Origin of the sequence: Thermomonas brevis (assembly GCF_014395425.1) — a bacterium.
Taxonomy (GTDB): domain Bacteria; phylum Pseudomonadota; class Gammaproteobacteria; order Xanthomonadales; family Xanthomonadaceae; genus Thermomonas; species Thermomonas brevis.
Genome location: NZ_CP060711.1, coordinates 1,361,785 through 1,388,011, shown reverse-complemented (window position 1 = coordinate 1,388,011; position 26,227 = coordinate 1,361,785). Strand labels below are relative to the sequence as shown.

The following is a 26,227-nucleotide window of genomic DNA, read 5'->3' as shown; positions in this document are numbered from 1 at the left end:
CTTTCCGAATGGGCGCTGCGCAACCGCGCGCTGGTGCTGTTCGCGATGATCGTGCTGGCGCTGGCTGGCGCGTGGTCGTACCGCCAGCTCGGGCAGTCCGAAGATCCGCCGTTCACCTTCAAGGCGATGGTGGTGCGCACGCTGTGGCCGGGCGCGACGGCGGAGCAGGTGTCCAAGCAGGTCACCGAGCGCGTCGAGAAGGCGGTGATGGGCACCGGCAAGTACGAGTTCGTGCGTTCGTATTCGCGGCCCGGCGAATCGCAGGTGATCGTGATGGCGCGCGATTCGATGCCGTCGAAGGACGTGCCGGAACTCTGGTACCAGGTGCGCAAGAAGGTCGGCGACATTCGCGCGACGCTGCCGGCCGAGGCCATCGGCCCGTTCTTCAACGACGAGTTCGGCGACACCTTCGGCAACATCTACGCCCTGACCGCGCCCGGTTTCGACTACGCGCTGATGAAGGACTACGCCGACCGCATCCAGCTCGAATTGCAGCGTGTGCCGGACGTCGGCAAGGTCGAACTGATCGGCCTGCAGGACGAGAAGATCTGGATCGAGCTGTCCAACACCAAGCTCGCCACGCTCGGCATCCCGCTATCGGCGGTGAAGCAGGCGCTGGACGAGCAGAACGCGGTGGCGCAGGCCGGTTTCTTCGAGACCGGCAGCGACCGCGTGCGCCTGCGCGTGGACGGGCAGTTCGATTCGGTCGAGCAGATCCGCGCGTTCCCGATCCGCGCCGGCGAGCGCACCGTGCGGCTGGGCGACATCGCCAGCGTGGCGCGCGGCTTCGCCGATCCGGCCGCGCCGAAGATGCGCTTCATGGGCCAGGACGCGCTCGGCATCGCGGTGGCGATGCGCGACGGCGGCGACATCATCCGTCTCGGCCAGACGCTGGAAAGCGAGTTCCTGCGCCTGCAGAAGACGTTGCCGGCGGGCATGCAGCTGCGCAAGGTGTCCGACCAGCCGCAGACCGTGCACGACGCCGTGGGCGAATTCGTGCGCGTGCTGGCGGAGGCGGTCGCCATCGTGCTGCTGGTCAGCTTCTTCTCGCTGGGCCTGCGCACCGGCCTGGTGGTCGCGGTCAGCATCCCGCTGGTGCTGGCGATGACCTTCGCGGTCATGCACTTCTTCGACATCGGCCTGCACAAGATTTCGCTGGGCGCGCTGGTGCTGGCGCTGGGCCTGCTGGTGGACGACGCGATCATCGCGGTGGAGATGATGGCGATCAAGATGGAGCAAGGCTACTCGCGGCTGAAGGCGGCGAGCTTCGCCTGGGAGTCGACCGCGTTCCCGATGCTCACCGGCACGCTGGTGACCGCGGCCGGCTTCCTGCCGATCGCCACCGCCGCGTCGAGCACCGGCGAATACACGCGCTCGCTGTTCCAAGTGGTGACGATCGCGCTGTGCGTGTCGTGGGTGGCGGCGGTGTTGTTCATCCCGTGGCTGGGCGACAAGATGCTGCCGGACCTGCACGACGCGCACTTGCGGCCGACCCTGATGCAGCGCCTGCGCCAGCGCTTCGGCGGCGCGCCGGCGGCGCCGGCCGGCGAGGCCGCGCACGATCCCTACGCCAGCGCGTTCTACCGCCGCCTGCGCGGCTGGCTGGACTCCTGCCTGCGCCACCGCTGGCTGGTGATCGGCGCGACGGTGCTGGCGTTCGCGGCGTCGATCGCGCTGTTCCGGTTCGTGCCGCAGCAGTTCTTCCCGGATTCGGTACGGCCCGAACTGATGGTCGATCTGGAACTGGCCGAAGGCAGTTCGCTGCGCGCCACCGACGCGCAGGCGAAAAAGCTCGAAGCGCTGCTGAAGTCGCGCAAGGACATTGACAACTTCGTCGCCTACGTCGGCACCGGCTCGCCGCGCTTCTACCTGCCGCTGGATCAGCAATTGCCGGCGGCGAACTTCAGCCAGTTCGTGGTGCTGGCGAAGGACATGGACGCGCGCGAGGCGACGCGGCGCTGGCTGATCGAGGAGGTCGCGCCGCAGTTCCCGGAGATCCAGTTCCGCGTGACCCGGCTGGAGAATGGCCCGCCGGTGGGCTATCCGGTGCAGCTGCGCGTGTCGGGCGAGGACATCGGGCAGGTGCAGGCCATCGCCCGCCGCGTCGCGGACAAGGTGCGTGCGAACGCCAACGTCACCAACGTCAACCTGGACTGGAGCGAGCCGAGCAAGGTGGTGCGCCTGCGCATCGACCAGGATCGCGCCCGCGCCCTGGGCGTGAGCAGCGCGCAGCTGGCGCACTTCCTGTCCGGCTCGCTGTCGGGCCTGCCGGTGAGCACCTACCGCGAGGACAACGAGCTGATCGAGATCCTGCTGCGCGGCACCGCCGACGAGCGCGCGCGGCCCGACCTGCTCGGCAGCCTCGCCGTGCCGACGCCGAACGGCAGCGTGCCGCTGGCGCAGATCGCCACGCTGGACTACGGCTTCGAGGACGGCATCATCTGGCACCGCGACCGCCTGCCCACGGTGACGGTGCGCGCCGACCTCCGCACCGACGCGCTGACCCCGCCCACGGTGGTAGCGCAGATCCTGCCGACGCTGGACGACATCCGCGCCTCGCTGCCGGAGGGCTACCTGCTGGAAACCGGCGGCACGGTGGAGGACTCCGCGCGCGGGCAGAACTCGATCAAGGCCGGCATGCCGCTGTTCGTGCTGGTGGTGACCGCGCTGCTGATGCTGCAGCTGCGCAGCTTCCCGCGCACCGCGCTGGTGCTGCTGACCGCGCCGCTGGGGCTGATCGGCGTGGTCGCGGCGCTGCTGCTGTTCCGGGTGCCGTTCGGCTTCGTGGCGATGCTGGGCACCATTGCCCTGGCCGGCATGGTGATGCGCAACTCGGTCATCCTGGTCGACCAGATCCAGCAGGACATCGACGCCGGTCACGACCGTTGGCACGCCATTGTCGATGCCACCGTGCGCCGCTTCCGGCCCATCGTGCTGACCGCGCTGGCGGCGATCCTGGCGATGATCCCGCTGTCGCGCAGCGCCTTCTACGGTTCGATGGCGGTGGCGATCATGGGCGGCCTGACCGTGGCGACCCTGCTCACCCTGTTCTTCCTGCCGGCGCTGTACGCGGCGTGGTTCCGGGTGCGCGAGGACGAGGCGCGCGGCTGACGTTCCGGCCCGCCGGCGCCGCCGGTGGGCCGCGCCGCAACGGTGGTAGATTGGCTCCGGGCAAGGCCTGCAGGGGGCTGGTTTGCCAAACGGGAGCGGTCATCGCAGGAGGGGCGCGGAGGTTTGCCGACGCTGGTGGCGTCGCGCCTGCCTGCTGGCCGTGCTCGCGCTGGCGGCGCCATGGGTGCCGGCGCATCCGGGCAAGCCGCATTTCACCGTCAACGGCTGGTCGATGGCCGACGGCCTGCCGCATCCGCTGGTGCACGCGGTGGCGCAGGACCGCGACGGCTTCCTGTGGGCGGGCACCTGGGAAGGCGTGGTCCGCTTCAACGGCCGCGCCTTCACCCTGTTCGACCGCCAGAACACGCAGAACGCCGAATTGGCGGGCGTGTTCCGGATCGTCCCCGAGGCCGACGGCGGCGTGCTGTTCGGCACCGCCAGCAACGGCATCTTCCGCTACTACCAAGGCCGCTGGCAGCGGCTGGGCGGCGCCGCCGCGCGCAAGCTGGCGGTGATGGCGATGCTGCGCGACCGACACGACGGCGCGCTGTGGATCGCATCCGACCAGCGCCTGTTCCGGCTCGACGTCACCGGTCGCCTCGGCGAGGCGGGGGCCGGCTCGGGATTGCCGGCGGCGGAGATCAACGACCTGGAGCAGGACGACGCCGGCGATCTGCTGGTGGCGAGCGAAGCCGGCGCCTTCCGCTTCGCGCAGGGCCGCGCGGAACGCTGGGGCGGGGACTGGCTGCGCGCGGGCGCGGTACGGGCGCTGCTGCGCGACGGCAACGGCGGCTGGCTGGTCGCGGGCGACGACGGCGTCAGCTGGCGGCATGCCGACGGCCGCGTCGAACACATCGTGCCCGGGCGGCGCGTGGACGCGGTGGCGCGCGACGCGCACGGCGCGCTGTGGATGAACATGAACACCGGCGTGCTGCTGCGGCGCGACCCGGACGGCAGCCTGTGGCCGGCGCCCGTGCAGGGCGCGGTGAGCCGGGCGCTGCTGGTGGATCGCGAGGGCCTGGTCTGGGCCGGCAGCACCGATGGCCTGTACCGGGTGGCCGACGGCATCGCCAGCGGCATGACCCGCAAGGACGGATTGAGCAGCGACTACACCCGCGCGGTGTTGCAGGACGACGACGGCACGGTCTGGGTCGGCGACAACAACGGCCTGAACCGCTGGGCGCAGGGTCGGGTGCGGCACATGCGGCTGGGACCTGCCGGCGCGGGACGCGATACCTCGGTGCTCGCGCTGGCCTGGCGCGACGGCGCGCTGTGGGTCGGCACCTACGACCTCGGCGTGTTCCGGCTGGATCGCCAAGGGCGCGTGCTGGAGCGCATCCGGCTGGGCGAAGGCGCGCAGCCGCTGGTGCGGGTGGTGCTGCCGGATGCCGACGGCGGCGTCTGGATCGGCGGCAGCCACGGCCTGGCGCTGCGCCGCGGCGGCCGCACCCGCCATTATCTCGGCGGCGAGGGCGGGCAGCCGGCGACGATGGTGCAGGCCCTGTACCGCGACCCCGACGGCACGCTCTGGATCGGCAGCAACGACGGCATGGCGTCGCTGGACGCCGCCGGCCGGCTGCGCCGCTGGCGGCCCGACGCCGGGCTTCCCGCGCAATACGCCTTCGACTTCCTGCGCGATCCGGACGGCGACCTCTGGATCGCCAGCGACCGCGGCCTGCTGCGCATGCGCGGCGGCCGCTTCCGCGTCTACGACCACCGCGTGGGCCTGCCGCGCGACCGCCTGTTCCGGATCATCGACGACGGTGCCGGCAACCTCTGGCTGTCCAGCAACGTGGGTGTGTTCCGCGTCGCCCGCGCCGAATTGGACGAGATCGACGCCGGCAAGCGCGGCCTGCTGGCGGTGCACGTGGTCGACCACAGCGACGGCATGCCGGGCAACCAGTGCAATGGCGCGACCATGCCGGCCGGCTGGCGCATGCGCGACGGCACCCTGCTGTTCCCGACTTCGGCGGGGCTGGCGATGATCGATCCGGCCGGTACCGGCGAGGCCGCAGACCGTCCAAAGGCGCCGCCGGTGGCGTTCGAGAGCATCGCCGTCGACGGCGCGCAGCAGCCGCTGGAGCCGAACCTGCGGCTGGAGCCGGGTGCCAACCGCCTCGCCATCGGCTATGCCGGCATGAGTTTCCGCGCGCAGGGAAAGCTGCGCTACCGCTACCGCCTGCACGGTTTCGACCAGGACTGGGTGGATGCCGGCGGCAGCACCGACGCCGTCTACACGCGCCTGCCGCCGGGCCGCTACCGGCTGGAAGTGCAGGCGATGGCGATGCCGCTGGACTGGACGCGCCAGGCCGGCATCGGCGCGTCGAGCATGGGGATCGACGTGGTGCCGGCGCTGTGGCAGCGGCCCGGCATGCGCGCGCTGGGAGCCGGGCTGCTGCTGGTCGGCGTGGTCCTGATCGGCTGGCTGCGCACCGCCAGCTACCGGCGCAACCAGCATCGCCTGAGCCGGGTGATCGCCGAGCGCACCGAAGAGCTCAGCGAAAAGAACCGCCAGCTGGAAGTCGCCAGCAGCCGGCTGGAATACCAGGCCAGCCACGACGAGCTGACCGGCCTGCCGAACCGGCGCGCCGGCGACCGCCATCTCGATGCCGCGGTCGCGCGCGCGCATGCGCGGGACGGACGGCTGAGCGTCGCATTGCTCGACATCGACCACTTCAAGCAGATCAACGACCGCCACGGCCATGCCGCCGGCGATGCCGCGCTGCAGGCGTTCGGCGGCATGCTGGGCGGATTCGCCGCCGGCCAGGGGTTGTTCGCGGCCAGGTTTGGCGGCGAGGAGTTCCTGGTATGCATGGAGGGACTGCCGCTGGAGGAGGCCGCGCAGCGGATGCGAGAGCTGCTGCTGCGCATCGCCGGCCACGAGATCGCGCTGGGGAGCGACGTGCCGGTGCGCTGCACGTTCAGCGCGGGCGTGGCCGGACTGGAGCCGGGACAGGCCGCGCATGCGCTGCTGGCGCAGGCGGATCTTCGCCTGCTGCGCGCCAAGCAGGGCGGCCGCCGCTGCGTCGTGTCCGATTGAGGCGGCGGCTCAGCCGGCCGTTTCCTCCCGCAGCAGGGCGATGAACGCCTGCGCCGCACGCGACAGCGTGCGTCCGCCGTGCGCCACGCAGCCCAGCGTGCGCGACAACCGCACGCCGGCCACCGGCAGCGCGCGCAGGCTCCGGTCCAGCATGGTCTGCGGCAGCACGCTCCAGGCCAGTCCGACGCCGGCCAGCATCTTGATCGTCTCCATGTAGTGCGTGGTCATCCGCAGCTGCAGCGGCAGCCCGCGCGCGGCGAAGGCGTCGGCGACGATGCGATGGGTGAAGGTGCCGGGATCGGGCAGCACCGCCGGATGCGCGGACAGGTCGGCCAGCGTCGGCCGCGCCTTGCGCGCCAGCGGATGGTCGGGAGCGGCGACGAAGCACAGCGGGTCGTTCCAGAGCTTCGTCGCCCGCAGCGGCGGCGTGGCCGGGCCGAGCGTGGTCAGCGCCAGCTCGATCCGCCCCTGCAGCACCTCCTGCCAGGCCTGTTCGGAATCCATGAAGCGGATGTCCAGCGCCACCTGCGGATGCTTGGCCGCGAACCGGCGCAGCAGCGGCGGCAGCCGGTGCAGGCCGATGTGGTGGCTGGTCGCGAAGCGCAGCGAACCGCCGACGCCTTCGCCCATCCCGCGCAGCGCCTGCCGCGCCGCCTCGGCCTCGGCCAGCAGCTGGCGCGCGCGCGGCAGCAGCAACTGGCCGGCTTCGGTCGGCGCCACCTGCCGGCCCAGCCGGTCGAACAGGCGCGCGTCCAGCGACGCCTCCAGCTGCGCGATGCGCTTGCTCACCGCCGGCTGGGTGAGGTGCAGCTGCTCGGCGGCGGCGGAGAAGCCGCCGTGTTCGGCCACCGCGACGAAGGCGGCGAGGTTGGCGAGTTCCATGTTCATTCCTAATGGGAATCGAATGGATGAAAAATATCCATTTGAGTCATCGAAGGAAAGGCGGCAGTCTGGCTCCAGCGGTCGTCATTCCCGCGAAGGCGGGAATCCAGCGTCTTGGCTCACCGTTGCAAATCAAAACCACTGGACTCCCGCCTTCGCGGGAATGACGTGCCCCACAAGACGGCGCCAGGAGCGCAATCGAGCGAGACACCCCATGCCCGGCAAAACCCTGTACGACAAACTCTGGGAGATGCACGAAGTGAGCCGCCGCGACGACGGTTCCTCGCTGCTCTACATCGACCGCCACATCCTCCACGAGGTGACCTCGCCGCAGGCGTTCGAGGGCCTGCGGCTGGCGGGCCGCAGGCCGTGGCGGGTGGACGCCAACCTCGCCACGCCCGACCACAATGTGCCGACCACCAAGGCCGAGCGCGCCGGCGGCCTTGCCGCCATCGCCGACGAAATCTCGCGCACGCAGGTGCGCACGCTGGACGAGAACTGCGCGGACTTCGGCATCCTCGAGTTCCCGATGAACGACGCGCGGCAGGGCATCGTCCACGTGGTCGGCCCCGAACAAGGTGCGACGCTCCCCGGCATGACGGTGGTCTGTGGCGATTCGCACACCTCCACGCACGGCGCGTTCGGCGCGCTGGCGCATGGCATCGGCACCTCGGAAGTGGAGCACGTGCTGGCGACGCAGTGCCTGGTCGCGCAGAAGATGAAGAACATGCGGGTGCGCGTCGAAGGCGAGCTGCCGCTGGGAGTGACCGCCAAGGACATCGTGCTGGCGATCATCGGCCGCATCGGCACCGCCAGCGGCAACGGCCACGCGCTGGAGTTCGCCGGCAGCGCGATCCGCGCGCTGTCGATGGAGGGCCGGATGACCGTCTGCAACATGGCGATCGAAGCCGGTGCGCGCGTCGGCATGGTCGCCGTCGACGAGAAGACCATCGACTACGTGCGCGGTCGTCCGTTCGCGCCGACCGGCGAACAATGGGACGCGGCGGTGACGCTGTGGCGCACGCTAGTCTCGGACTACGACGCGAGGTTCGACGCCGACATCGAACTGCAAGCCTCCGACATCAAGCCGCAGGTCAGCTGGGGCACGTCGCCGGAAATGGTGCTGGCGGTGGACCGCAGCGTGCCCGACCCGGCGAACGAATCCGACCCGGTGAAGAAGGACTCCATCGAGCGCGCGCTGAAATACATGGGCCTGCGCGCCAACCAGCCGATCACCGACATCCGCCTGGATCGCGTGTTTATCGGCTCCTGCACCAACGCGCGCATCGAGGACCTGCGCTCGGCGGCGGCGGTGGCGAAGGGCCGCAAGGTCGCCGCGACGGTGAAGCAGGCGCTGGTGGTGCCGGGTTCCGGGTTGGTGAAGGCGCAGGCCGAGCGCGAAGGGCTGGATCGCATCTTCCTCGATGCCGGCTTCGAGTGGCGCGAGCCCGGCTGTTCGATGTGCCTCGCCATGAATCCCGACCGGCTGGAAAGCGGCGAGCACTGCGCCTCCACTTCCAACCGCAATTTCGAGGGCCGGCAGGGCGCAGGCGGCCGCACCCATCTGGTCAGCCCGGCGATGGCCGCCGCCGCCGCGATCGCCGGCCACTTCATCGACGTGCGGGAGCTGCAATGACGCCTTTCACCACGCATACCGGGTTGGCCGCGCCGCTGGATCGCGCCAACGTCGACACCGACCAGATCATCCCCAAGCAGTTCCTGAAGTCGATCCGTCGCAGCGGCTTCGGCCCCAACCTGTTCGACGAATGGCGCTACCTCGATGTCGGCCAGCCGGGGCAGGACTGCGCGACGCGTCCGCGCAATCCCGATTTCGTGCTCAACCGGCCGCGCTACGCCGGCGCCAGCGTGTTGCTGGCGCGTGCCAACTTCGGCTGCGGCTCCTCGCGCGAGCATGCGCCGTGGGCGCTGGCCGAATATGGCTTCCGGGCGATCATCGCGCCGAGTTTCGCCGACATCTTCTTCAACAACAGCTTCAAGAACGGGCTGCTGCCGATCGTGCTGAAGGACGAGGAAGTGGATGCGCTGTTCGCGCAATGCGAGGCGACGGAAGGCTATGCGCTGTCCATCGACCTTGCCGCGCAGACCGTGACTCGCCCGGACGGCGTGCAGCATCGCTTCGAGGTGGATGCCTTCCGCAAGCACTGCCTGCTGCACGGACTGGACGACATCGGCACCACCTTGCAGGCGCGCGACGCCATCGCCGCGTTCGAGGCGAAGCATCGCGCCGCGCAGCCGTGGTTGTTCGCTGCGCCGTGATTGCACGGCCATAGAGGGAACCCTCGCGCGGCAAGCCTATGGTCGCGCACGGCGAGTCGCGTTGCCCTGGCGGGGCGGCCGGAACTTCCGGCCGTTCCGGCGGTCGATGCCGGGGTTGCCGGCAGCGGCGCAGGGACGGGCTTGGGCATGGAAGCAGTGCGGGCGATGCCCGGTGGCGCATTTCCGTTGCGGCGTGTCCGAAGGGCGGATGCGCGCCTGTTGCGCATCGAGCGCTGGGGCGTCGGCCTGCTGGTCGCCGTGTTGCACCTGTTGCTGGTGGCTTCGGTGCAGCGGCTGCTGTTCGGACGGACGCCGTCTTCCGATGAGCCGGCCATGCAGCTGGTGTACGTCGATTGGCTGCCGCCGCTGCCGGAGCCAAAGTCGGAGCCGGAGGCTGTTTCGCCTGCGTCGGACCCTGCAAGCGTCGCGCGCGTGGAGGAATCGCATCGTGTGCTGGAAAGTGCGGCACCTGCGCGATCCGCGCCAGCGGATGCGCCATTGGAGCTTTCAATGCCGGCGGACGACGGTTGGGATGCAACGGCCGCACAGCGTTCCGCGCAGGCGCGCGACGCGCACGCATTTGATCGCCGCAATCCGGTCACGCCACCGCCCCCGGAGCGGTTCCCGATGATCGACCGCAGTCCCGCAGCCCTCGTTCGGAGGATCGCGATGGGCCTGTTCTGGCCGCCTGGCTACAGCGACGATCCCTGCGCCGGCGTGAACGAGGCCATCGAGGCGTTCAGCCGGCAAGCCGCCAGCGAACGCCACCGCCGCATGCTGGCGGATGCCGTACTGCAACGGAACCGCTATTGCCCGCCGTAGATGAGGGGCTTGGTCCGGATGGCGCGTGGCGGGGCAAGCCTTCAGTCCACGGCGATCCTGCTGACGCAGGTGCGGGACAAGCCCCGCACCTGCGCATCACGGATCAGTCGCGCAGCTCCATCACCTGGCAGGGCAGCTCCAACTGCTCCAGCACCGCCTCGGTGACGGCGCGGGTGCCGACGGCACGCGTGCGGTCGCAGGTCAAGTCGGCGGTGAACACGCCGGCGTCCAGCGCGCGCGACACCGCCAGTTCCAGGCACTGCGCTTCGGCATCCAGCCCCAGCGAGTGGCGCAGCAGCATCGCCGCGCTGAGGATCGCCGCGTACGGATTGGCGACGCCCTTGCCGGCGATGTCCGGCGCGCTGCCATGGATCGGTTCGTATAGCCCGATTCGATGTTCCGGCTGCGCCGATCCATCGGGCCCGTTCGTGCCTTCGCCCAGCGATGCGCTCGGCAGCAGGCCCAGCGAGCCGGCCAGCATCGAGGCTTCGTCGGTGAGGATGTCGCCGAACATGTTCTCGGTGACGATCACGTCGTATTCGCGCGGGCGCGCCAGCAGGTGCATCGCCATCGAATCGACCAGCTGGTGTTCCAGCTGCACGTCCGGGAACTCCTCGCGCACGATCCGCGTCGTTACGTCGCGCCACAGCCGCGAGGTTTCCAGCACGTTGGCCTTGTCCACCGAGGTCAGCTTGCCGCTGCGCGTGCGCGCCAACGCGGCGGCGTGGCGTACCACGCGTTCAATCTCCGCCACGCTGTAGCGGCACAGGTCGCTGGCGTCGCTGTCGCTGCGGGTCTTGTCGCCGAAGTAGATGCCGCCGGTGAGTTCGCGCACCACGATCAGGTCGACGCCCTGCAGCAGATGCGGCTTGATCGGCGAGGCGCCCAGCGTGGCCGCGTGCGGCTTCACCGGACGCAGGTTGGCGTACAGGCCCAGCGCCTTGCGGATCGCCAGCAGGCCCTGCTCCGGGCGCACCTTGGCGTTCGGGTCCGACCACTTCGGGCCGCCGACCGCGCCGAGCAGGATCGCGTCGGCATCGCGCGCCGCCGCCAGCGTGTCGTCCGGCAGCGCGCTGCCGGTGGCGTCGATGGCGGCGCCGCCGATCAGGTGTTCGCGGAAATGGAAGTCGTGGCCGTAGCGCGCAGCGACGGCGCGCAGCACTTCGACCGCGGCGGCGGTGACTTCGGGGCCGATGCCGTCACCCGGCAGTACGACGATGTTGGCGTGCATGGAAGAAAGTCCGGAGTTGAAAGGGAAGGGGATCAGGCGGTGGCGGCGACGCGCTGCGTCGCCTGCGCGCGCAGCACGCGGTTGGCGACGTCGAGCCAGGCGATGGCGCTGGCTTCCAGCACGTCGCGGCTTGTGCCCTGGCCGCTCAGCGTGTCGCCGTCGATGCGCGCGCTGAGGTTGGCTTCGCCGCGCGCGTCGCGGCCCACGCCCATGCTGTGCACCTCGTAGCTTTCCAACTCGAAGTCCACGCCGGTGGCCTGCGCCAGCGCGGCGAACAGCGCGGCGACCGGGCCGTCGCCCTGCGCGTCCTGGCGCACGCGGCGACCGTGGGGATCGGAGAGTTCCACCTGCGCGCGGGTGTGCTGGCCGGCGTCGATCAGGCTCATTGCGGCGATGCGCCAGCCGGGGCCGAAGCGCTCGCCCTCGACCAGCCGCAGCAGGTCGGCGTCGCCGATCACGTGCTGGGTCTGGGTCAGCGCCTTGGCATCGGCGATCACGCGGTCCAGCAACGCGTCGTCCAGCACGTGGCCCAACGCGCGCAGGCGGTCGGCCACCGCCGCGCGCCCGCTGTGGCGGCCAAGCACCAACTGCGAGTCGGGCCAACCCACGTCCTGCGGGCGCATGATTTCGTAGGTGTCGCGGTTCTTCAGCATGCCGTGCTGGTGGATGCCGGATTCGTGCGCGAACGCGTTCAGGCCGACGATGGCCTTGTTGCGCTGCACCTGGATGCCGGTGATGCGCGACAGCAGGCGCGAGGTGTCCAGCAGTTTCGGGGTATCGATGCGGGTATCGACGCCGTACCAGCCGCCGCGCACCTTCATCGCCATGACCAGTTCTTCCAGCGCGGCGTTGCCGGCGCGCTCGCCGATGCCGTTGATGGTGCATTCCACCTGCCGCGCGCCGCCCTCGATGGCGGCCAGCGAGTTGGCGACGGCCAGGCCCAGGTCGTTGTGGCAGTGCGCGCTGAACACCACGCCGTCCGCGCCCTTCACGGTGGCGCGCAGGAAGCGGAACAGGTCGCGGATTTCCTCGGGCGTGGCGTAGCCCACGGTGTCCGGCACGTTGACGGTGCGCGCGCCGGCGGCGATGGCCGCTTCGAATACTTCGACGAGGAACTCGCGTTCGGTGCGGAAGGCGTCCTCGGCGGAGAACTCCACGTCGTCCACGTGCCTGCGCGCCAGTTCGACGGCCATGATCGCGCGCTCGACCACCTGTTCCTTGCTCATGCTGAGCTTGTGCTCGCGGTGCAGCGGGCTGGTGGAGATGAAGACGTGGACGCGCGGCGCGGCGGCGGCGTCCAGCGCGCGCGCGCAGGCTTCGATGTCGCCGGCGTGGCAGCGGGCCAGCCCGGCGATGGAGGCGCCGCGCACTTCGCGGGCGATGGTCTGCACCGCGCCGAAATCGGCCGGCGAGCTGTTGGGGAAGCCGGCCTCGATCACGTCCACGCCGAGATCGGCCAGCGCGTGGGCGAAGGCGATCTTCTGCGCGGCGCTCATGGTGAAGCCGGGCGACTGCTCGCCGTCGCGCAGGGTGGTGTCGAAGATGGTTACATGATTAGAGGAAGCGCGGTCGGAAGCGGTGTGGCGGGGGGGAGCGTTCATGCGGTGACGGTCTCGATGGGTTCGGCGCACGCCGGGCGCTGCGTGGAAGCGGAAGGGGAAGCGAAGGGAGAAAGGCCGGCAGGAGGCAGGGGCGTCCTCGCTGCCGGCAATGGAAGTCGCTCCTGTCGCCGCTGCCGCGGCTTGCGCGGCGGACGCGGACGCACGTCCTGCAGCAGCGCCGCCAGCACGCCGGCATCGAGGTTGCCGCCGGACACCACCGCGCATTTGCGCTTGCCGGCCACGCGCTTGCCGGCGGCCAGCGCCAGCGCGCCCGCGCCCTCGGCGATCAGGTGTTCCTCCAGTGCCAGCCGCACCAGCGTCTCGCGCAGTTCGGCCTCGCGCACGATCACCACGTCGTCCAGCAGCGCGTGCAGCACGCGACGGGTGAGCAGGCCGGGGACTTTCACGCGCACGCCGTCCGCCAGCGTCGCGGTTGGTTCGACGATGGCGTCGTCGCCCTTCAGTGCGCGCGCCATCGCATCCACGCCTTCGACCTGCGCGCCGACGATCTTCACGCCCTGCGCCTTCAGCGCCAGCGCGACGCCGGAGGCCAAGCCGCCGCCGCCGATCGGCACCAGCACCACGTCGGGTTCCAGCGCGGCGGCGATTTCCAGCCCGACCGTGCCCTGCCCGGCGATCACGTCGGGATCGTCGAAGGCGGACAGCAGGCGATAGCCGTTCTGCGCGGCCAGATCATTGGCGAAGGCCTTGGCCTCGTCGTAGGTTTCGCCGTGCAGGCGCACCGTCGCACCCCAGTGGGCGACGCCGGCGATCTTGGTTTCCGGCGCGGTTTTCGGCATCACCGTGATCGCCTGCATGCCCAGCCGATACGCCGCCCACGCCAGGCCTTGCGCATGGTTGCCGGCGGAGGCGGCGATGGTCGGGCGCAGGTCGCCGCGCTCGCGCGCCGCCAGCAGCGCGTTCATCGCGCCGCGCACTTTGTAGGAGCCGGTGCGCTGCAGGTTTTCCAGTTTCAGCCAGCAGCCGGAACGCTCGGCGTAATGCAGCGGCGTGGGGCTGAGGTAGCGGCGCAGCCGCGCCTGCGCCGCCAGCACGTCGCTGGCGGTCACGGAGGCGGCGCTGGCTACGTCGGAGTCCATCAGGCCTTCGCCGGTCGATGGTTGCAGGCGGCTTCGCGCCTGCACGTCGTGCGCGCGTTCGGCATCGCCGGTTCGCGCGCGCTCACGGACACGGCTGCACCTCCACCGCCAGGCAGTCGTACAGCTTGGCCAGTTGCTGTTGCAGGCCGTCCGGCTCGCGCGCGCCTTCCACGGTCATGCGCAGGTGCCAGCGGTCGCCGTCGTCGCGGGCTTCGCCATCGACGCTGACCGGCTGGAAGCCGCGCCGTTCGGTGGTGCCGAGCACGCGGGCCAGCGCGCCCTCGGCGCGGCGCAGGGTGAGGTCAAGCCGGTAGCGCATGGGACGTCTCCGTGGGCGTGCGGGCAGGGGCGGCCGCCTCGTCGAGGGCGGGATCGAGCATCTGCGCGTTGTTGCGGTTGGGCGGCACCAGCGGCCAGACGTTGGCGGCGGTGTCGATGGCGACGTGCAGCAGGGCGGGGCCGTCGGCGTCCAGCAGCGCCTGCAACGCGGCATCGACGCCTTCGGCCTTGTCCACGTGCAGCGCCTTGATCCCGAAGGCGGCGGCGACGGCGGCGAAGTCCGGGTTGTCGGACAGGTCGATCTCGGAATAGCGCTTGTCGAAGAACAATTCCTGCCACTGGCGCACCATGCCCAACGCCTGGTTGTCGAGCAGCACGATCTTCACCGGCGAGCGGTAGCGCTTCAGCGTCGCCAGCTCCTGGATGTTCATCATGATCGAGCCATCTCCGCTGACGCAGATCACCTGCGCACTGCGGTTGGCCTCCTGCGCGCCCAGCGCCGCCGGCAGGCCGAAGCCCATCGCGCCGAGTGCGCCGGAGGTCAGATGCTTGCGCGGGTGGTCCATGCGCCAGTGTTGCGCCACCCACATTTGGTGCTGGCCGACGTCGCAGGCGACCGTGGCCTCGGGCGCCAGTTCCGACAGCCGCTTCAGCAGCGCGGGCGCGTACACGCCGTCGCCGGGCGCGTCGTAGCGCGGCGCGAACTGCTGCACGCGCTGCCGGCACTGCGCGCGCCATGCCTTGCGCGCTTCGCCGTGGCGGCCGTGCAGGTGGGCGGCGCAGGGCAGCGTCAGCTTGGTCAGCGTGGTGACGATGTTGCCGCGCACACCGGCGTCGGCGTGGCGCAGCTTGCCGATTTCGCAGGCGTCGATGTCCATGTGGACGACGCGCGCGTTCGGCGCGAACTCTGCCAGCTTGCCGGTGGCGCGGTCGTCGAAGCGCGCGCCGACCACGATCAGCAGATCGGCCTCCTGCACCGCCAGATTGGCGGCGCGGCTGCCGTGCATGCCCAGCATGCCGAGGTTGAGCGGATGCTCCGTGGGCAGCGCGCCCAGGCCCCTCAGCGTCAGCACGGTCGGGATCTGCGTCGCATCGACGAAGGTGCGGAACGCCTGCACCGCCTCGCCCAGCGCGATGCCGCCGCCGCCGTACAGCACCGGCCGCTGCGCCTGCGAGATCAGCGCCAGCGCTTCGTGCAGGAAGGCGTCCTTCGGCGCTTCCGGCGCATCGGTGCCGGAGGAGGCGTGCGCGGGCAGGTGCGCGGCGTCGGCGATCTGCACGTCCTTCGGCAGATCGATCAGCACCGGACCGGGGCGACCGCTGCGCGCCAGCCGGAACGCCTCGCCCACCATCATCGGCAGGTCCTCGACGCGCCGCGCGATGAAGCTGTGCTTCACCATCGGCATGGTCATTCCGAACACGTCCAGTTCCTGGAACGCATCGGTGCCCATCAGCGCGGTCGGCACCTGCCCGGTGATGACCACCATCGGCACCGAATCCAGCATCGCGTCGGCGATGCCGGTGACGAGGTTCGACGCGCCGGGGCCGGAGGTCGCCACGCATACGCCCACGCGCCCGCTGGCCCGCGCATACCCGTTCGCCGCGAACGCCGCGCCCTGCTCGTGGCGGGGCAGCACGTGCCGCAGCTGCGGGGTGTCGTGCAGGGCGTCGTAGAACGGCATGATCGCGCCGCCCGGATAGCCGAACAGGGTGTCCACCCCTTCGGCCACCAGCGCCTGCGCCAGCCAGCGGGCGCCGTTCATCACGCGGCCTCGCTCTGCGGCTGCGCGGCGGCGGGCTTCGGCGCGGCCTGCGACGATGCCAGCCACTTCATGTTGGCGCGGAGCTTCTTGCCGATGGCCTCGATGGGATGCTCCAGGTCGGCCTGCTTCATCGCCTTGTAGTTGGCGTTGCCGGCGGCGTATTCGGCGATCCACTGGCGGGCGAAGGTGCCGTCCTGAATCTCGGTCAGCACCTTCTTCATCTGCGCGCGTGTGTTGGCATCGACCACGTAGTCGCCGCGCGTCAGCGCGCCGTACTGCGCGGTTTCGCTGATGAACTCGTGCATGCGGGTGATGCCGCCTTCGTAGAACAGGTCGACGATCAGCTTCAGCTCGTGCAGGCATTCGTAGTAGGCGACCTCCGGCTGGTAGCCGGCTTCCACCAGCGTTTCCCAGCCGGCCTGCACGAGCCGCGTCGCGCCGCCGCACAGCACCGCCTGCTCGCCGAACAGGTCGGTTTCGGTTTCTTCCTTGAAGGTGGTCTTGATCGCGTTCTGGCGCGCGCCGCCGATGCCGGCGCAGTAGGTCAGCGCGAACTGCTCGGCGTTGCCGGAGGTGTCCTGATGCACGGCATAGACCGACGGCACGCCGCGGCCGATCTCGTATTCGCGGCGCACCAGCGCGCCGGGGCCCTTCGGCGCGACGAGGACGACATCGAGATCCTCGCGCGGGGTGATCTGCCCGTAATGCACGTTGAAGCCGTGCGCGAACAGCAGGCAGGCGCCCTGGTCCATGTTCGGCTCGATCACCTCGCCGTACAGCTGCGGCTGCACCATGTCCGGCGTGAGGACGGCGACGATCTGCGCGCCCTTCACCGCCTCGGCCGGCGTCTTCACCGCGAAGCCATCGGCCTTGGCCTTGATCTCGGTGGGGCCGCCGGGGCGCAGGCCGATGGTGACGTCGAAACCGGAGTCGCGCAGGTTGAGCGCATGCGCGCGGCCCTGGCTGCCGTAGCCGACGATGGCGATGCGGGGTTTGCTGCTGGTCATTGCGGGAGTTCCTGAGAGGGAGGGTTGTTGGCTTTCGGGAAGGCCAGAAACGAAAAACCCCGCACCTTGCGGTGCGGGGTTTTGCGATTCGGGCGTTGGTTTGTTGCTTGCTTACACGCCGGATCGTCCCGCACCTGTGGGCGAGGTAATAAGTACGAGGACGAGAATGGAGGCCGCCTGCGAGGCGGTCCGATGGGTCGGCAGTGGCGTGTGGCGCTGCAACATGTTTTTCAGGAAAGCACGCCCTTGATGGGGCTGTCAACAGTTTCATTCATGCCGATTTCGCATGAGAGAAAGTTGCAGCCGAAACCGCGCAAACGCAGCAGAATCAAGGCGTGCAGCGCTTCCCCCACGGCGCGCGATCCTTCCCACGATGCCCGACTACCGCTCGAAGACCTCCACCGCCGGCCGCAACATGGCCGGCGCCCGCGCGCTGTGGCGCGCCACCGGCATGCGCGACGACGACTTCCACAAGCCCATCGTCGCGGTCGCCAATTCCTTCACCCAGTTCGTGCCGGGCCACGTGCATCTGAAGGATCTCGGCCAGCTGGTCGCGCGCGAAATCGAACTCGCCGGCGGCGTCGCCAAGGAGTTCGACACCATCGCCGTGGACGACGGCATCGCGATGGGCCACGACGGCATGCTGTATTCGCTGCCTTCGCGCGAAGTGATCGCCGATTCGGTCGAGTACATGGTCAATGCGCACTGCGCCGACGCGCTGGTGTGCATCTCCAACTGCGACAAGATCACGCCCGGCATGCTGATGGCCGCGCTGCGGCTGAACATCCCCACGGTGTTCGTCTCCGGCGGGCCGATGGAAGCGGGCAAGACGCGGCTCGCCGAGCACAAGCTCGACCTGGTCGATGCGATGGTGATCGCCGCCGATGCCTCCGCCTCCGACGCCACCGTCGCCGAGTACGAGCGCAGCGCCTGCCCGACCTGCGGCTCGTGCAGCGGCATGTTCACCGCCAACTCGATGAACTGCCTGACCGAAGCGCTGGGCCTGTCGCTGCCGGGCAACGGCACCGTGCTGGCGACGCATGCGGATCGCGAGGCGCTGTTCAAGCGCGCGGGACGGCTGGTCGTGGAGCTTTGCCACCGCTGGTACGGTGCGGAGGACGCGCGCGCCTTGCCGCGCGGCATCGCCACCGTCGAAGCGTTCGAGAATGCGATGGCGCTGGACATCGCGATGGGCGGCTCCACCAACACCATCCTGCACCTGCTGGCCGCCGCGCAGGAGGCCGAGGTGGCGTTCGACCTGCGCGACATCGACCGGCTGTCGCGGCGCATCCCGCAGCTGTGCAAGGTCGCGCCGAATTCGCCCAAGTACCACATGGAAGACGTGCATCGCGCCGGCGGCATCATGGCGATCCTCGGCGAACTGGCGCGCGGCGGGCTGCTGCGCGCGGGCGTGCCGACCGTGCATGCGGACACGCTGGGCGAGGCGATCGCGCAGTGGGACATCGCCACGGTCGATGACGAGTCCGTGCATACGTTCTACAAGGCCGGCCCGGCGGGCATCCCGACGCAAACCGCCTTCAGCCAGGCCACCCGCTGGCCGACGCTGGATGCGGATCGCGCCGAAGGTTGCATCCGCGACGTGCCGCACGCCTATTCGCAGGAGGGCGGCCTGGCCGTGCTCTACGGCAACATCGCCCGCGACGGCTGCGTGGTGAAGACCGCCGGCGTGGACGAATCCATCCACGTGTTCGAGGGCAGCGCGCGCGTCTACGAAAGCCAGGACGCAGCGGTGGCCGGCATCCTCGGCGACGAGGTGCGGGCCGGCGACGTGGTCGTCATCCGCTACGAAGGCCCGAAGGGCGGGCCGGGCATGCAGGAGATGCTGTATCCGACCAGCTACCTGAAATCGAAGGGGCTGGGCAAGGCCTGCGCGCTGCTCACCGACGGGCGCTTCTCCGGCGGCACCTCGGGTCTGAGCATCGGCCACGTGTCGCCGGAAGCGGCGGCGGGCGGCGCGATCGGTTTGATCCGCGACGGCGACCGCATCCGCATCGACATTCCCGCGCGGCGCATCGATCTGCTGGTGTCCGACGACGCGCTTGCGGCGCGTCGCATCGAACAGGATGCGAGCGGCTGGAAGCCTGCGCAGCCGCGCGCGCGCAAGGTCAGCCTGGCGCTGAAGGCGTATGCGCTGCTGGCGACCAGCGCCGACAAGGGCGCGGTGCGCAACCGGGAATTGCTGGACGGGGCGTGACGCCCCGCCTCAGAACACCTGCGGCGGCTGCCCGCCGACGATCACCACGTCGGCCGGGCGGCGCGCGAACAGGCCCACGCTGACCACGCCGGGAATTTGGTTGAGCTCGCGCTCCATCGCCACCGGATCGACGATGGACAGGTTGTGCACGTCGAGGATGACGTTGCCGTTGTCGGTCACCACGCCGTCGCGCCACACCGGCTGGCCGCCGGTCAAGCGCACGATCTCGCGGGCGACTAGGCTGCGCGCCATCGGGATCACTTCCACCGGCAGCGGGAACCTGCCGAGCACGTCGACGCGCTTGCTGGGGTCGACGATGCAGACGAACTTCGCGCTCGCCTCGGCGATGATCTTCTCGCGGGTCAGCGCCGCGCCGCCGCCCTTGATGAGGTGCTTGCGCGGATCGCATTCGTCCGCGCCGTCCACGTACAGCGACAGCGGGCCGGCGGCGTTGAGGTCGATCACGTCGATGCCGTGGGACTTCAGGCGCGCGGTGCTCTGTTCGGAGCTGGACACCGCCCCCTGGATGCGGTCCTTCCACGCCGCCAGCGCGTCGATGAAGTAGGCGACGGTGGAGCCGGTGCCGACGCCGACGATCATGCCGTCTTCCACGTAGTCGATGGCTTTTTCGGCGGCGAGTTTCTTGGCGTCGGACATGGGAATGGATTCCGTGGCGTGGTGGCGGTGCGCCGGGGCGCATGAGGTATCGCGGACGACGCGCCGATGCGTGCCGTCAACCGAGGATCATTCCAGCGAGAGCAGCAGCTTCCATTGCGCGGCCGTCACCGGGAACACCGACAGCCGGCTGCCGCGCGCGGTCAGCGCGAAGCCTTCGCCGAGTTCGTCGGTGTGCTGCTTGATTTCCTCCAGCGGGATCAGCCGCTTGAGCTTGCGCTCGAAGGCGACATCGACCAGGAACCAGCGCGGCGTTTCCTGCGTGGCCTTGGGATCGTAATAGTGCGACTTCGAATCGAACTGGGTGCTGTCCGGATAGGCGGCGCTGGCGACGGTGGCGAGGCCGGCGATGCCCGGCACCTTGCAGTTGGAATGGTAGAGCATCACGCCGTCGCCGATGCGCATGCCGTCGCGCATGAAGTTGCGCGCCTGATAGTTGCGCACGCCGTTCCACGGCTCGGTGCCGACGCGCGCGAGGTCGTCGATGGAGAACGCGTCGGGCTCCGACTTCATCATCCAGTAGCGCTTGCGCGTGCTCATGCAATGTCCTCGGCGATGTGGGTGGCGTCCTCGCAGCAGACGGCGTCGAGGCGCACGTCCCACGCCTCGCGCGGCAGCGCGTCCACGCGCTGGACGGCGAAGGCCGCGCCGACCAGCCACGGCGGCGCCGGCCGTTGGTGGCGGAACGCGAGGCTGCGATCGTACCAGCCGCCGCCCATGCCCAGCCGGTGGCAGGCGGCGTCGAAGCCGACCAGCGGCATCACCAGCACGGCCATGTCCTCGGCGCGCAGCGCGCCGTCGGGGGTGACGTCGGGTTCGGGGATGCCGAAGCGGTTGGTGACCAGCGGATCGCCCGGGCGCCACGGCGCGAAACGCAGACTGCCGTCGTCGTGCAGCAGCGGCAGGCAGTAGACCAGCGGGGCCGGCAGGCGCAGCTGGAAGGCGTGCAGGCCGATCTCGCCGTCCATCGCCCAGTAGCCGGCGACGTAGCCGGAAGCGGGCAGGCTCTCTCGGGAAAAGAATGGAAGCGACAGCAGCCGGTCCGCCAGCGTTTCGGCGGCGGCGATGCGGTGCTGCGGCGGGAGGCCGCGGCGGCGTTCGCGCAGTTGCTTGCGCAGCGTGGCGCGGTCGGAGGGCGTGCTCACGCGGGGGCGACGGGCTGCGGGGGAAAGAGGAAATGTCTCCGCCGTGGCGATGCATGCGAAACGACCTTGAACCCGGGGTTCAAGTGGGAACGCTCGGCGGCCATCGGGCTTTCCGCTCGGGGCGGACTTGCACTCCCGGTCATCGTTGCGTCCCCGCGGTCGTCATTAAGGGACAAGGCGAATGTTGCGCACGCCGTCGCACACAGCAGAGGACGCGCGCAGTATAGCCCGCCGTGTGCGTGGTGGAAGCGCCCGCGGGCGCCGCGGTTCAGTTTTGCAGCAGCGCGTCCAGCTTGCGGTTGGCTTCGTCGATCAGCGCGAACGGATCGCCGCCCTGCGCCGATGCGCCGGCGCGGCCCTGCTGCAGTTCGTGGGCGAGGTTGAGCGCGGTCAGCACCGCCAGCCGGTCGGGTGCGACCATCTTGTTGCCGCCGCGCAGCTCGCGCATGCGCGCGTCCAGCATGCGCGCGGCGGCGGCCAGGCCGGCGCGCTCCTCCTCGCCGACGCCGACGGTGTATTCGCGGTCGAGGATGCGGACGGTGACCGGCTCGCTCATGTGTGCTGCTCCAGCGACTTCAGCCGGCCGATCATCGCTTCCACCCGGCTGCGCGCCTGTTCCTGCTTGGCCAGCAGCTGGGCGCGTTCGCCGTTCATCTGTTCGACCTGCTGGCGCAGGCTGCGGTTCTCGTCCTGCAGGCGCTGCATACGGGTCGCGAGCAGGTCGATCCGCGCCAGCAGTTTGTGCAGTTCGCCGTGCAGGTCGCGTTCGCTCATCCGCGCACCTTAGGCAGGCGCCGTGTCGGGGTCAAGCCGCGGCGCGGGCTGCGCCTGGCGCTCCAGCAGGAAGCGCAGGCAGGCGTCCTCCGTCAGCGGGCGCGAGATCCAGTAGCCCTGCGCGATGTCGCAGGCGTTCTGCTCCAGGAACGCCAGCTGGCCTGGGGTTTCCACGCCCTCGGCGACCACCCGCAGGCCGAGCGTGCGCGCCATCGCGATGACGGTGGTGGTGATGGTGGTGTCCTCGCGGTCGTCCGGCGTGGCCAGTCCGTCGATGAAGGCCTTGTCGATCTTCAGCGTGTTGATCGGCAGGCGGTGCAGGTAGGACAGCGAGGAGTAGCCGGTGCCGAAGTCGTCCACCGCGATGGACACGCCCAGCCGGCGGAACGCGTGCAGGCGCTCGCTGGCGACTTCCGCATTCGCCATCAGCATGCTTTCGGTCAGCTCCAGCTCCAGCGCGGAGGCCGGCAGGCCGCAGCGGCGCAGCGCCGAGGACACCGAATCGGGCAGGTCGCTGCGCAACAATTGCAGGGCGGAAACGTTGACCGACACCTTCAGCCGTTCGTCCACGCCGGCACGGTGCCAGCCGGCCAGCGTGCGGCAGGCTTCGTGCAGCACCCATTCGCCGATCGAGATGATCGTGCCGCTTTCCTCGGCCAGCGGGATGAACTCGCTCGGCGAGACGTCGCCGAACTCGGGATTGTGCCAGCGCAGCAGCGCTTCGACCGCGCCGATCCGTCCTTCCGCCAGCACCAGCTCCGGCTGGTAGACCAGCGACAGCTCGCCGCGCTCCACCGCCTTGCGCAGCGCGGCGATCAGGTTGGCGCGGCGGCGGATGTCGCCGTCCATCGCGTCCGCGTAGCGCAGGAAGGCGCGCTTGCCGCTGGCCTTGGCCTTGTACATCGCGGTGTCGGCGTGCTTGAGCAGGTCGGTGGGCACCTGCGCGTGGTCCGGGAACAGGCTGATGCCGATCGACGGCGAGATGGTGAACTCGTAGCGGTCGTCGAGCCGCAGCGGCGCGTCGAAGGCGTCGATGATGCGCTGCGCGCAGGCTTCGGCCTCGGCGAGGTCGCCGATGTCCTCCAGCACCGCGGCGAATTCGTCGCCGCTGACCCGCGCCACCGTGCGCTGCGCACCCACCGTTTCCTGCAGGCGCTGGGCGGCGGCGCGCAGCACCCGGTCGCCGGTGGCGTGGCCGAGCGAATCGTTGACGTTCTTGAAGTTGTCCAGGTCGAGGAACAGCACCGCCAGCCGCGTGCCCTGCCGGCGCGCCCGCACGATGGCGCGCGACAGCCGCTCGGCCAGCAGGGTGCGGTTGGGCAGGTTGGTCAGCTGGTCGTAGTTGGCGAGGTAGCGCAGCTCGTGCTCGATCCGGCGGCGCTCGGTGATGTCGCTGGCCACCAGCACGTACAGGCGGCGGTGCGTGCCCGGCTCGTCGAGCGCGTTGCACTGCATCGCGCAGAGGAAGTCGCTGCCGTCCTTGCGCTGCTGCCACATTTCGCCGGCCCAGCTGTCGCGGGTGCTGATCGCCTGCCGGGCTTCCTGGTAGAACTCGGGTTCGTGGCGCTCGCCGTTGAGCAGCGAGGTGTCCTTGCCGATCACGTCCGCCTCCGGATAGCCGGTCATCCGGCTGAAGGCGGGATTGACCGCGACGAAGCGGAAGCCGGCGTCCAGCACCGCCACCGACTCGGCCATGCTGCGCATGACTTCGGTGGCGATCTGGCGCTGGCGTTCCATCTCGCGCAGCGAATCGATGTTGCGGGCGGTGCCGGCGATGCGCACGACCCGGCCGTCGGCGTCGTGCTCGACCGCGCGGCCGCGCGCGCGCATCCACTGCCACTGGCCGTGCTCGCCGCGGATCCGGTGTTCGGACAGGAAGATCGGCGCGTCGCCGCGCAGGTAGGCGCGCAGCCGCAGCAGCAGGCCCGGCATGTCGTCCGGGTGGACCTGCGGGTCGGCGTCGCGGGCGCTGTGCATGGTCAGGCCGTCGCCGCCGTCGGGCGCGACCCGGGTGATTTCCACTTCGCGCCGGCGCAGGTCGTACTGCCAGTAGAGTTCGTTCGAGGCCCACAGCGACAGCCGCAGCTGCTGCTCGCTTTCCTGCTGCTCGTGCAGGTGCTTGCGCTGCTCCTGCTCGCGGCGGCGGTGCGCGGCGATCGCCAGCCACGCCAGCAGCAGCACCAGCATCGACAGGGGCAGCACCAGCGGATGCCCGGAAGAGGCGTCGCCCTCCGCCGCGAGGGCGGGCAGCGACGCCAGCAGCGCGCTGCAGGCCAGGCCCTGTTTTGCCGGAACGACGCGATACCCCATCCGCGGAGTGTAGGCACGTGTCCACGGCGGCAACAAGCGCGATACGGCGGTTGTTACACTGACTTCTCACTTTTCCCCGGGGGTTCCCGTGAGCGAAACCGAGTTGCCGGCCTGGGGCGACGTGGCCGGGGCGGCCGACCGCCTGGCGCTGTCCAGCAGCCCGGCCGAATTGCACGGCGCGCTGTGCGGCTGGCTGGCGGCCGGCGGCGCCGACGTGGCCGGCTGGCTGGCGCCGGTGATGGCCGACGCCGCGCTGCCCGCGCCGCAGCCGGGCGACGCGCTGGACCGCCTGCGCGTGGTCAGCGCGGCGCAGCTGGGCGATCCGTCGTTCGGCTTCCAGCTGCTGTTGCCGGACGACGAGCGCGCGCCGCAGCGCGCGGAAGCGCTGTTCGCCTGGTGCCGCGCTTTCCTCGGCGGGTTCGGGCTGGCGGTGGGCGACAAGCCGTTGTCCGACGAAGGCCAGGAAGCGTTGCGAGACCTCGCCAACCTGGGCGCGGCGCAGATCGACGAGGCCGACGACGACAGCGACGAGGAGGCGCTGGCCGAAATCGAGGAATACCTGCGGATGGCGGTGCTGTTGCTGCACGCGGACTGCGCGATGGGCGAGCAGCATCGCCAGAGCCTGCATTGAGCCGCGCATGCGGCCGATGACCGCCCACTGGCGCAAGGCGCTGGCCCGCCGCCGCCGGCAGCTGATGCAGGCCGCCGGCGACGGCGCGATCCTGATCCTGCCGGCCGCGCCGGAACGCATCCGCAGCCGCGACACCCATTACCCCTACCGGCAGGATTCCGATTTCTGGTACCTGACCGGTTGCGACGAGCCCGACGCGGTGCTGGTGCTGGTGCCGGGCCGCAAGCACGGCGAAGCGATCTTGTTCTGCCGCGAGCGCGATCCCGAGCGCGAGGGCTGGGACGGCCCGCGGCTCGGCCCCGAGGGCGCGGTCGACGCGCTCGGCCTGGACGACGCCTATCCGGTGTCGGACATCGACGACATCCTGCCCGGCCTGCTGGAAGGCCGCCGCCGCGTGCATTACCACCTGGGCCGCGACGCCGACTTCGACCTCAAGCTGATCGGCTGGATCAACCGCGTGCGCGCGCAGGCCCGGCAAGGCGCGCAGCCGCCGCAGGAGTTCCTCGAACTCGGGCACCTGCTGGACGAGATGCGGCTGTTCAAGTCGGCCGACGAACTCAAGCTGATGCAGCGCGCCGCCGACATCAGCGTGGAGGCGCATCGCGCGGCGATGCGCGCCGCCCGCGCCGGCATCCACGAATACGAATTGCAGGCGGAGATCGAGCGCGTGTTCCGCCTGCACGACGCGCAGCCGGCCTACGCCAGCATCGTCGGCGCCGGGCCCAACGCCTGCGTGCTGCACTACCGCGCCAACGCGGCGAAGTCGCGCGCCGGCGAGCTGGTGCTGGTCGATGCCGGCGCCGAATACCGCGGCTACGCGGCCGACATCACCCGCACGTTCCCGGTCGACGGCCGTTTCACGCAGGAGCAGCGCGCGCTGCACGATCTGGTCTGCGCCGCGCAGGCCGCCGCGCTGGCGCAGGCGCGGCCCGGCGTGCCCTACGAAGCCGGCCACGAGGCGGCGGTGGAAACGCTGACCGACGGCCTGCTCTCGCTCGGCCTGCTGCAGGGCACGCTGAAGGCGGCGCTGGCCGAAGGTGCCTACCGGCGCTATTACCGCCACAAGACCGGCCACTGGCTGGGCCTGGATGTGCACGACGTCGGCGAATACCGCATCGACGGCGCCTCGCGGCTGCTGGAGCCGGGGATGGTGTTCACCATCGAGCCGGGGCTTTACGTGCCGGCCGACGACGCGACGGTGGCGGCGAAGTGGCGCGGCATCGGCATCCGCATCGAGGACGACGTGCTGGTCACCGCCGACGGTCACCGCGTACTGACCGCTGCGCTGGAGCGCAGCGCGGACGAGGTGGAGGGCTTGATGGCGCGGTAAGCCGCCCGCTTCGGAGCGAGCGGCGTTCGAGCGC

The 26,227-nt window shown here is 70.3% G+C and carries 22 protein-coding genes and 1 other RNA gene; 8 read left to right on the top strand and 15 right to left on the bottom strand.

Going from position 1 to position 26,227, the window contains the following annotated elements; translation table 11 throughout:
- Window positions 1-45 precede the first annotated feature (45 nt).
- Both H9L17_RS06465 and H9L17_RS06460 read left to right on the top strand, forming a co-directional pair.
- The gene (locus tag H9L17_RS06465) at window positions 46-3,111 is read left to right on the top strand and encodes an efflux RND transporter permease subunit (RefSeq protein ID WP_246455202.1); all 3,066 of its coding nucleotides are present in this window, start codon (window positions 46-48) and stop codon (window positions 3,109-3,111) included.
- A 160-nt stretch (window positions 3,112-3,271) separates the two neighbouring features.
- Window positions 3,272-6,151 carry a ligand-binding sensor domain-containing diguanylate cyclase gene (locus H9L17_RS06460; RefSeq protein WP_246455179.1) on the top strand — a complete coding sequence of 960 codons (2,880 nt, stop codon included), beginning with the start codon at window positions 3,272-3,274 and terminating at the stop codon, window positions 6,149-6,151.
- Window positions 6,152-6,160: 9 nt separating this feature from the next.
- Here the strand turns inward: H9L17_RS06460 and H9L17_RS06455 are convergent, their stop codons facing one another.
- Window positions 6,161-7,033: a LysR family transcriptional regulator gene (locus tag H9L17_RS06455; protein WP_187571511.1), complete on the bottom strand. Its 873-nt coding sequence runs from the start codon at window positions 7,031-7,033 to the stop codon at window positions 6,161-6,163.
- A 214-nt stretch (window positions 7,034-7,247) separates the two neighbouring features.
- Between H9L17_RS06455 and leuC the strand changes: the two genes are divergently transcribed.
- The 3 genes from leuC to H9L17_RS06440 all read left to right on the top strand — a co-directional run bounded on the left by leuC (window position 7,248) and on the right by H9L17_RS06440 (window position 10,132).
- On the top strand, window positions 7,248-8,669 hold the full coding sequence (gene leuC, locus H9L17_RS06450) for a 3-isopropylmalate dehydratase large subunit (RefSeq protein WP_187571510.1): 1,422 nt from the start codon (window positions 7,248-7,250) through the stop codon (window positions 8,667-8,669).
- Entirely contained in the window at window positions 8,666-9,310 is a 645-nt protein-coding gene (gene leuD / locus H9L17_RS06445) for a 3-isopropylmalate dehydratase small subunit (RefSeq protein ID WP_187571509.1), read from the top strand. Before leuC ends, leuD begins: the two co-directional genes overlap by 4 nt.
- A gap of 219 nt (window positions 9,311-9,529) precedes the next feature.
- Window positions 9,530-10,132 carry a hypothetical protein gene (locus tag H9L17_RS06440; RefSeq protein WP_187571508.1) on the top strand — a complete coding sequence of 201 codons (603 nt, stop codon included), beginning with the start codon at window positions 9,530-9,532 and terminating at the stop codon, window positions 10,130-10,132.
- Window positions 10,133-10,235: 103 nt separating this feature from the next.
- Here the strand turns inward: H9L17_RS06440 and leuB are convergent, their stop codons facing one another.
- From leuB to H9L17_RS16125, 7 genes are all read right to left on the bottom strand, one after another.
- Window positions 10,236-11,363, bottom strand: a complete 1,128-nt coding sequence (gene leuB / locus H9L17_RS06435) for a 3-isopropylmalate dehydrogenase (RefSeq protein WP_187571507.1) — start codon at window positions 11,361-11,363, stop codon at window positions 10,236-10,238.
- A 32-nt stretch (window positions 11,364-11,395) separates the two neighbouring features.
- The gene (locus H9L17_RS06430; RefSeq protein WP_187571506.1) at window positions 11,396-12,964 is read right to left on the bottom strand and encodes a 2-isopropylmalate synthase; all 1,569 of its coding nucleotides are present in this window, start codon (window positions 12,962-12,964) and stop codon (window positions 11,396-11,398) included.
- Window positions 12,961-14,064: a threonine dehydratase gene (locus tag H9L17_RS06425; protein WP_187571505.1), complete on the bottom strand. Its 1,104-nt coding sequence runs from the start codon at window positions 14,062-14,064 to the stop codon at window positions 12,961-12,963. Before H9L17_RS06425 ends, H9L17_RS06430 begins: the two co-directional genes overlap by 4 nt.
- Before the next feature lie 82 nt (window positions 14,065-14,146).
- A complete protein-coding gene (locus tag H9L17_RS06420; protein ID WP_187571504.1) occupies window positions 14,147-14,383 on the bottom strand; it encodes an ACT domain-containing protein in 237 nt (78 codons plus the stop codon).
- Window positions 14,367-16,106, bottom strand: coding sequence for an acetolactate synthase 2 catalytic subunit (gene ilvG / locus H9L17_RS06415; protein WP_187571503.1), 1,740 nt, complete (start codon window positions 16,104-16,106; stop codon window positions 14,367-14,369). Before ilvG ends, H9L17_RS06420 begins: the two co-directional genes overlap by 17 nt.
- On the bottom strand, window positions 16,106-17,113 hold the full coding sequence (ilvC, locus tag H9L17_RS06410; RefSeq protein ID WP_187571502.1) for a ketol-acid reductoisomerase: 1,008 nt from the start codon (window positions 17,111-17,113) through the stop codon (window positions 16,106-16,108). Before ilvC ends, ilvG begins: the two co-directional genes overlap by 1 nt.
- 230 nt (window positions 17,114-17,343) lie before the next feature.
- Window positions 17,344-17,466 (bottom strand): hypothetical protein, encoded by a 123-nt coding sequence (locus tag H9L17_RS16125; protein WP_281401925.1) that lies wholly within the window; start codon window positions 17,464-17,466, stop codon window positions 17,344-17,346.
- A 20-nt stretch (window positions 17,467-17,486) separates the two neighbouring features.
- On the opposite strand from H9L17_RS16125, the gene ilvD reads away from it, so the two are divergent.
- A complete protein-coding gene (ilvD, locus tag H9L17_RS06405) occupies window positions 17,487-19,328 on the top strand; it encodes a dihydroxy-acid dehydratase (protein WP_187571501.1) in 1,842 nt (613 codons plus the stop codon).
- Window positions 19,329-19,337: 9 nt separating this feature from the next.
- Here the strand turns inward: ilvD and rpiA are convergent, their stop codons facing one another.
- The 7 genes from rpiA to H9L17_RS06370 all read right to left on the bottom strand — a co-directional run bounded on the left by rpiA (window position 19,338) and on the right by H9L17_RS06370 (window position 24,232).
- Window positions 19,338-19,985: a ribose-5-phosphate isomerase RpiA gene (gene rpiA, locus H9L17_RS06400; RefSeq protein WP_187571500.1), complete on the bottom strand. Its 648-nt coding sequence runs from the start codon at window positions 19,983-19,985 to the stop codon at window positions 19,338-19,340.
- A gap of 87 nt (window positions 19,986-20,072) precedes the next feature.
- The gene (locus H9L17_RS06395; protein WP_187571499.1) at window positions 20,073-20,543 is read right to left on the bottom strand and encodes an EVE domain-containing protein; all 471 of its coding nucleotides are present in this window, start codon (window positions 20,541-20,543) and stop codon (window positions 20,073-20,075) included.
- Window positions 20,540-21,148, bottom strand: a complete 609-nt coding sequence (locus tag H9L17_RS06390; RefSeq protein ID WP_187571498.1) for a 5-formyltetrahydrofolate cyclo-ligase — start codon at window positions 21,146-21,148, stop codon at window positions 20,540-20,542. The genes H9L17_RS06395 and H9L17_RS06390 overlap by 4 nt, the downstream gene beginning before the upstream one ends.
- Before the next feature lie 31 nt (window positions 21,149-21,179).
- A non-coding RNA gene (ssrS, locus tag H9L17_RS06385) (6S RNA) lies at window positions 21,180-21,363 on the bottom strand.
- A gap of 53 nt (window positions 21,364-21,416) precedes the next feature.
- Window positions 21,417-21,704 (bottom strand): cell division protein ZapA, encoded by a 288-nt coding sequence (locus tag H9L17_RS06380; protein WP_187571497.1) that lies wholly within the window; start codon window positions 21,702-21,704, stop codon window positions 21,417-21,419.
- Window positions 21,701-21,922: a TIGR02449 family protein gene (locus tag H9L17_RS06375; protein WP_187571496.1), complete on the bottom strand. Its 222-nt coding sequence runs from the start codon at window positions 21,920-21,922 to the stop codon at window positions 21,701-21,703. Before H9L17_RS06375 ends, H9L17_RS06380 begins: the two co-directional genes overlap by 4 nt.
- Before the next feature lie 9 nt (window positions 21,923-21,931).
- The gene (locus H9L17_RS06370; RefSeq protein ID WP_187571495.1) at window positions 21,932-24,232 is read right to left on the bottom strand and encodes a putative bifunctional diguanylate cyclase/phosphodiesterase; all 2,301 of its coding nucleotides are present in this window, start codon (window positions 24,230-24,232) and stop codon (window positions 21,932-21,934) included.
- Window positions 24,233-24,320: 88 nt separating this feature from the next.
- On the opposite strand from H9L17_RS06370, the gene H9L17_RS06365 reads away from it, so the two are divergent.
- Both H9L17_RS06365 and H9L17_RS06360 read left to right on the top strand, forming a co-directional pair.
- Window positions 24,321-24,863 (top strand): UPF0149 family protein, encoded by a 543-nt coding sequence (locus tag H9L17_RS06365; RefSeq protein WP_246455178.1) that lies wholly within the window; start codon window positions 24,321-24,323, stop codon window positions 24,861-24,863.
- Window positions 24,864-24,870: 7 nt separating this feature from the next.
- Entirely contained in the window at window positions 24,871-26,193 is a 1,323-nt protein-coding gene (locus H9L17_RS06360) for an aminopeptidase P N-terminal domain-containing protein (protein ID WP_187571494.1), read from the top strand.
- Window positions 26,194-26,227: the final 34 nt, after the last annotated feature.

Bases quoted from the DNA above. Each gene is read 5' to 3' on its own strand.
- H9L17_RS06380 (WP_187571497.1), bottom strand. From the start codon at position 21,704: ATGAGCGAGCCGGTCACCGTCCGCATCCTCGACCGCGAATACACCGTC.
- H9L17_RS06455 (WP_187571511.1), bottom strand. From the start codon at position 7,033: ATGGAACTCGCCAACCTCGCCGCCTTCGTCGCGGTGGCCGAACACGGC.
- ilvC (WP_187571502.1), bottom strand. From the start codon at position 17,113: ATGACCAGCAGCAAACCCCGCATCGCCATCGTCGGCTACGGCAGCCAG.
- ilvD (WP_187571501.1), top strand. From the start codon at position 17,487: ATGCCCGACTACCGCTCGAAGACCTCCACCGCCGGCCGCAACATGGCC.
- H9L17_RS06465 (WP_246455202.1), top strand. From the start codon at position 46: ATGATCGTGCTGGCGCTGGCTGGCGCGTGGTCGTACCGCCAGCTCGGG.
- H9L17_RS06420 (WP_187571504.1), bottom strand. From the start codon at position 14,383: ATGCGCTACCGGCTTGACCTCACCCTGCGCCGCGCCGAGGGCGCGCTG.
- ilvG (WP_187571503.1), bottom strand. From the start codon at position 16,106: ATGAACGGCGCCCGCTGGCTGGCGCAGGCGCTGGTGGCCGAAGGGGTG.
- H9L17_RS06370 (WP_187571495.1), bottom strand. From the start codon at position 24,232: ATGGGGTATCGCGTCGTTCCGGCAAAACAGGGCCTGGCCTGCAGCGCG.
- H9L17_RS06425 (WP_187571505.1), bottom strand. From the start codon at position 14,064: ATGGACTCCGACGTAGCCAGCGCCGCCTCCGTGACCGCCAGCGACGTG.
- H9L17_RS06360 (WP_187571494.1), top strand. From the start codon at position 24,871: ATGCGGCCGATGACCGCCCACTGGCGCAAGGCGCTGGCCCGCCGCCGC.
- H9L17_RS06430 (WP_187571506.1), bottom strand. From the start codon at position 12,964: ATGAACGCTCCCCCCCGCCACACCGCTTCCGACCGCGCTTCCTCTAAT.
- rpiA (WP_187571500.1), bottom strand. From the start codon at position 19,985: ATGTCCGACGCCAAGAAACTCGCCGCCGAAAAAGCCATCGACTACGTG.
- leuB (WP_187571507.1), bottom strand. From the start codon at position 11,363: ATGCACGCCAACATCGTCGTACTGCCGGGTGACGGCATCGGCCCCGAA.
- H9L17_RS06395 (WP_187571499.1), bottom strand. From the start codon at position 20,543: ATGAGCACGCGCAAGCGCTACTGGATGATGAAGTCGGAGCCCGACGCG.
- leuD (WP_187571509.1), top strand. From the start codon at position 8,666: ATGACGCCTTTCACCACGCATACCGGGTTGGCCGCGCCGCTGGATCGC.
- leuC (WP_187571510.1), top strand. From the start codon at position 7,248: ATGCCCGGCAAAACCCTGTACGACAAACTCTGGGAGATGCACGAAGTG.
- H9L17_RS06375 (WP_187571496.1), bottom strand. From the start codon at position 21,922: ATGAGCGAACGCGACCTGCACGGCGAACTGCACAAACTGCTGGCGCGG.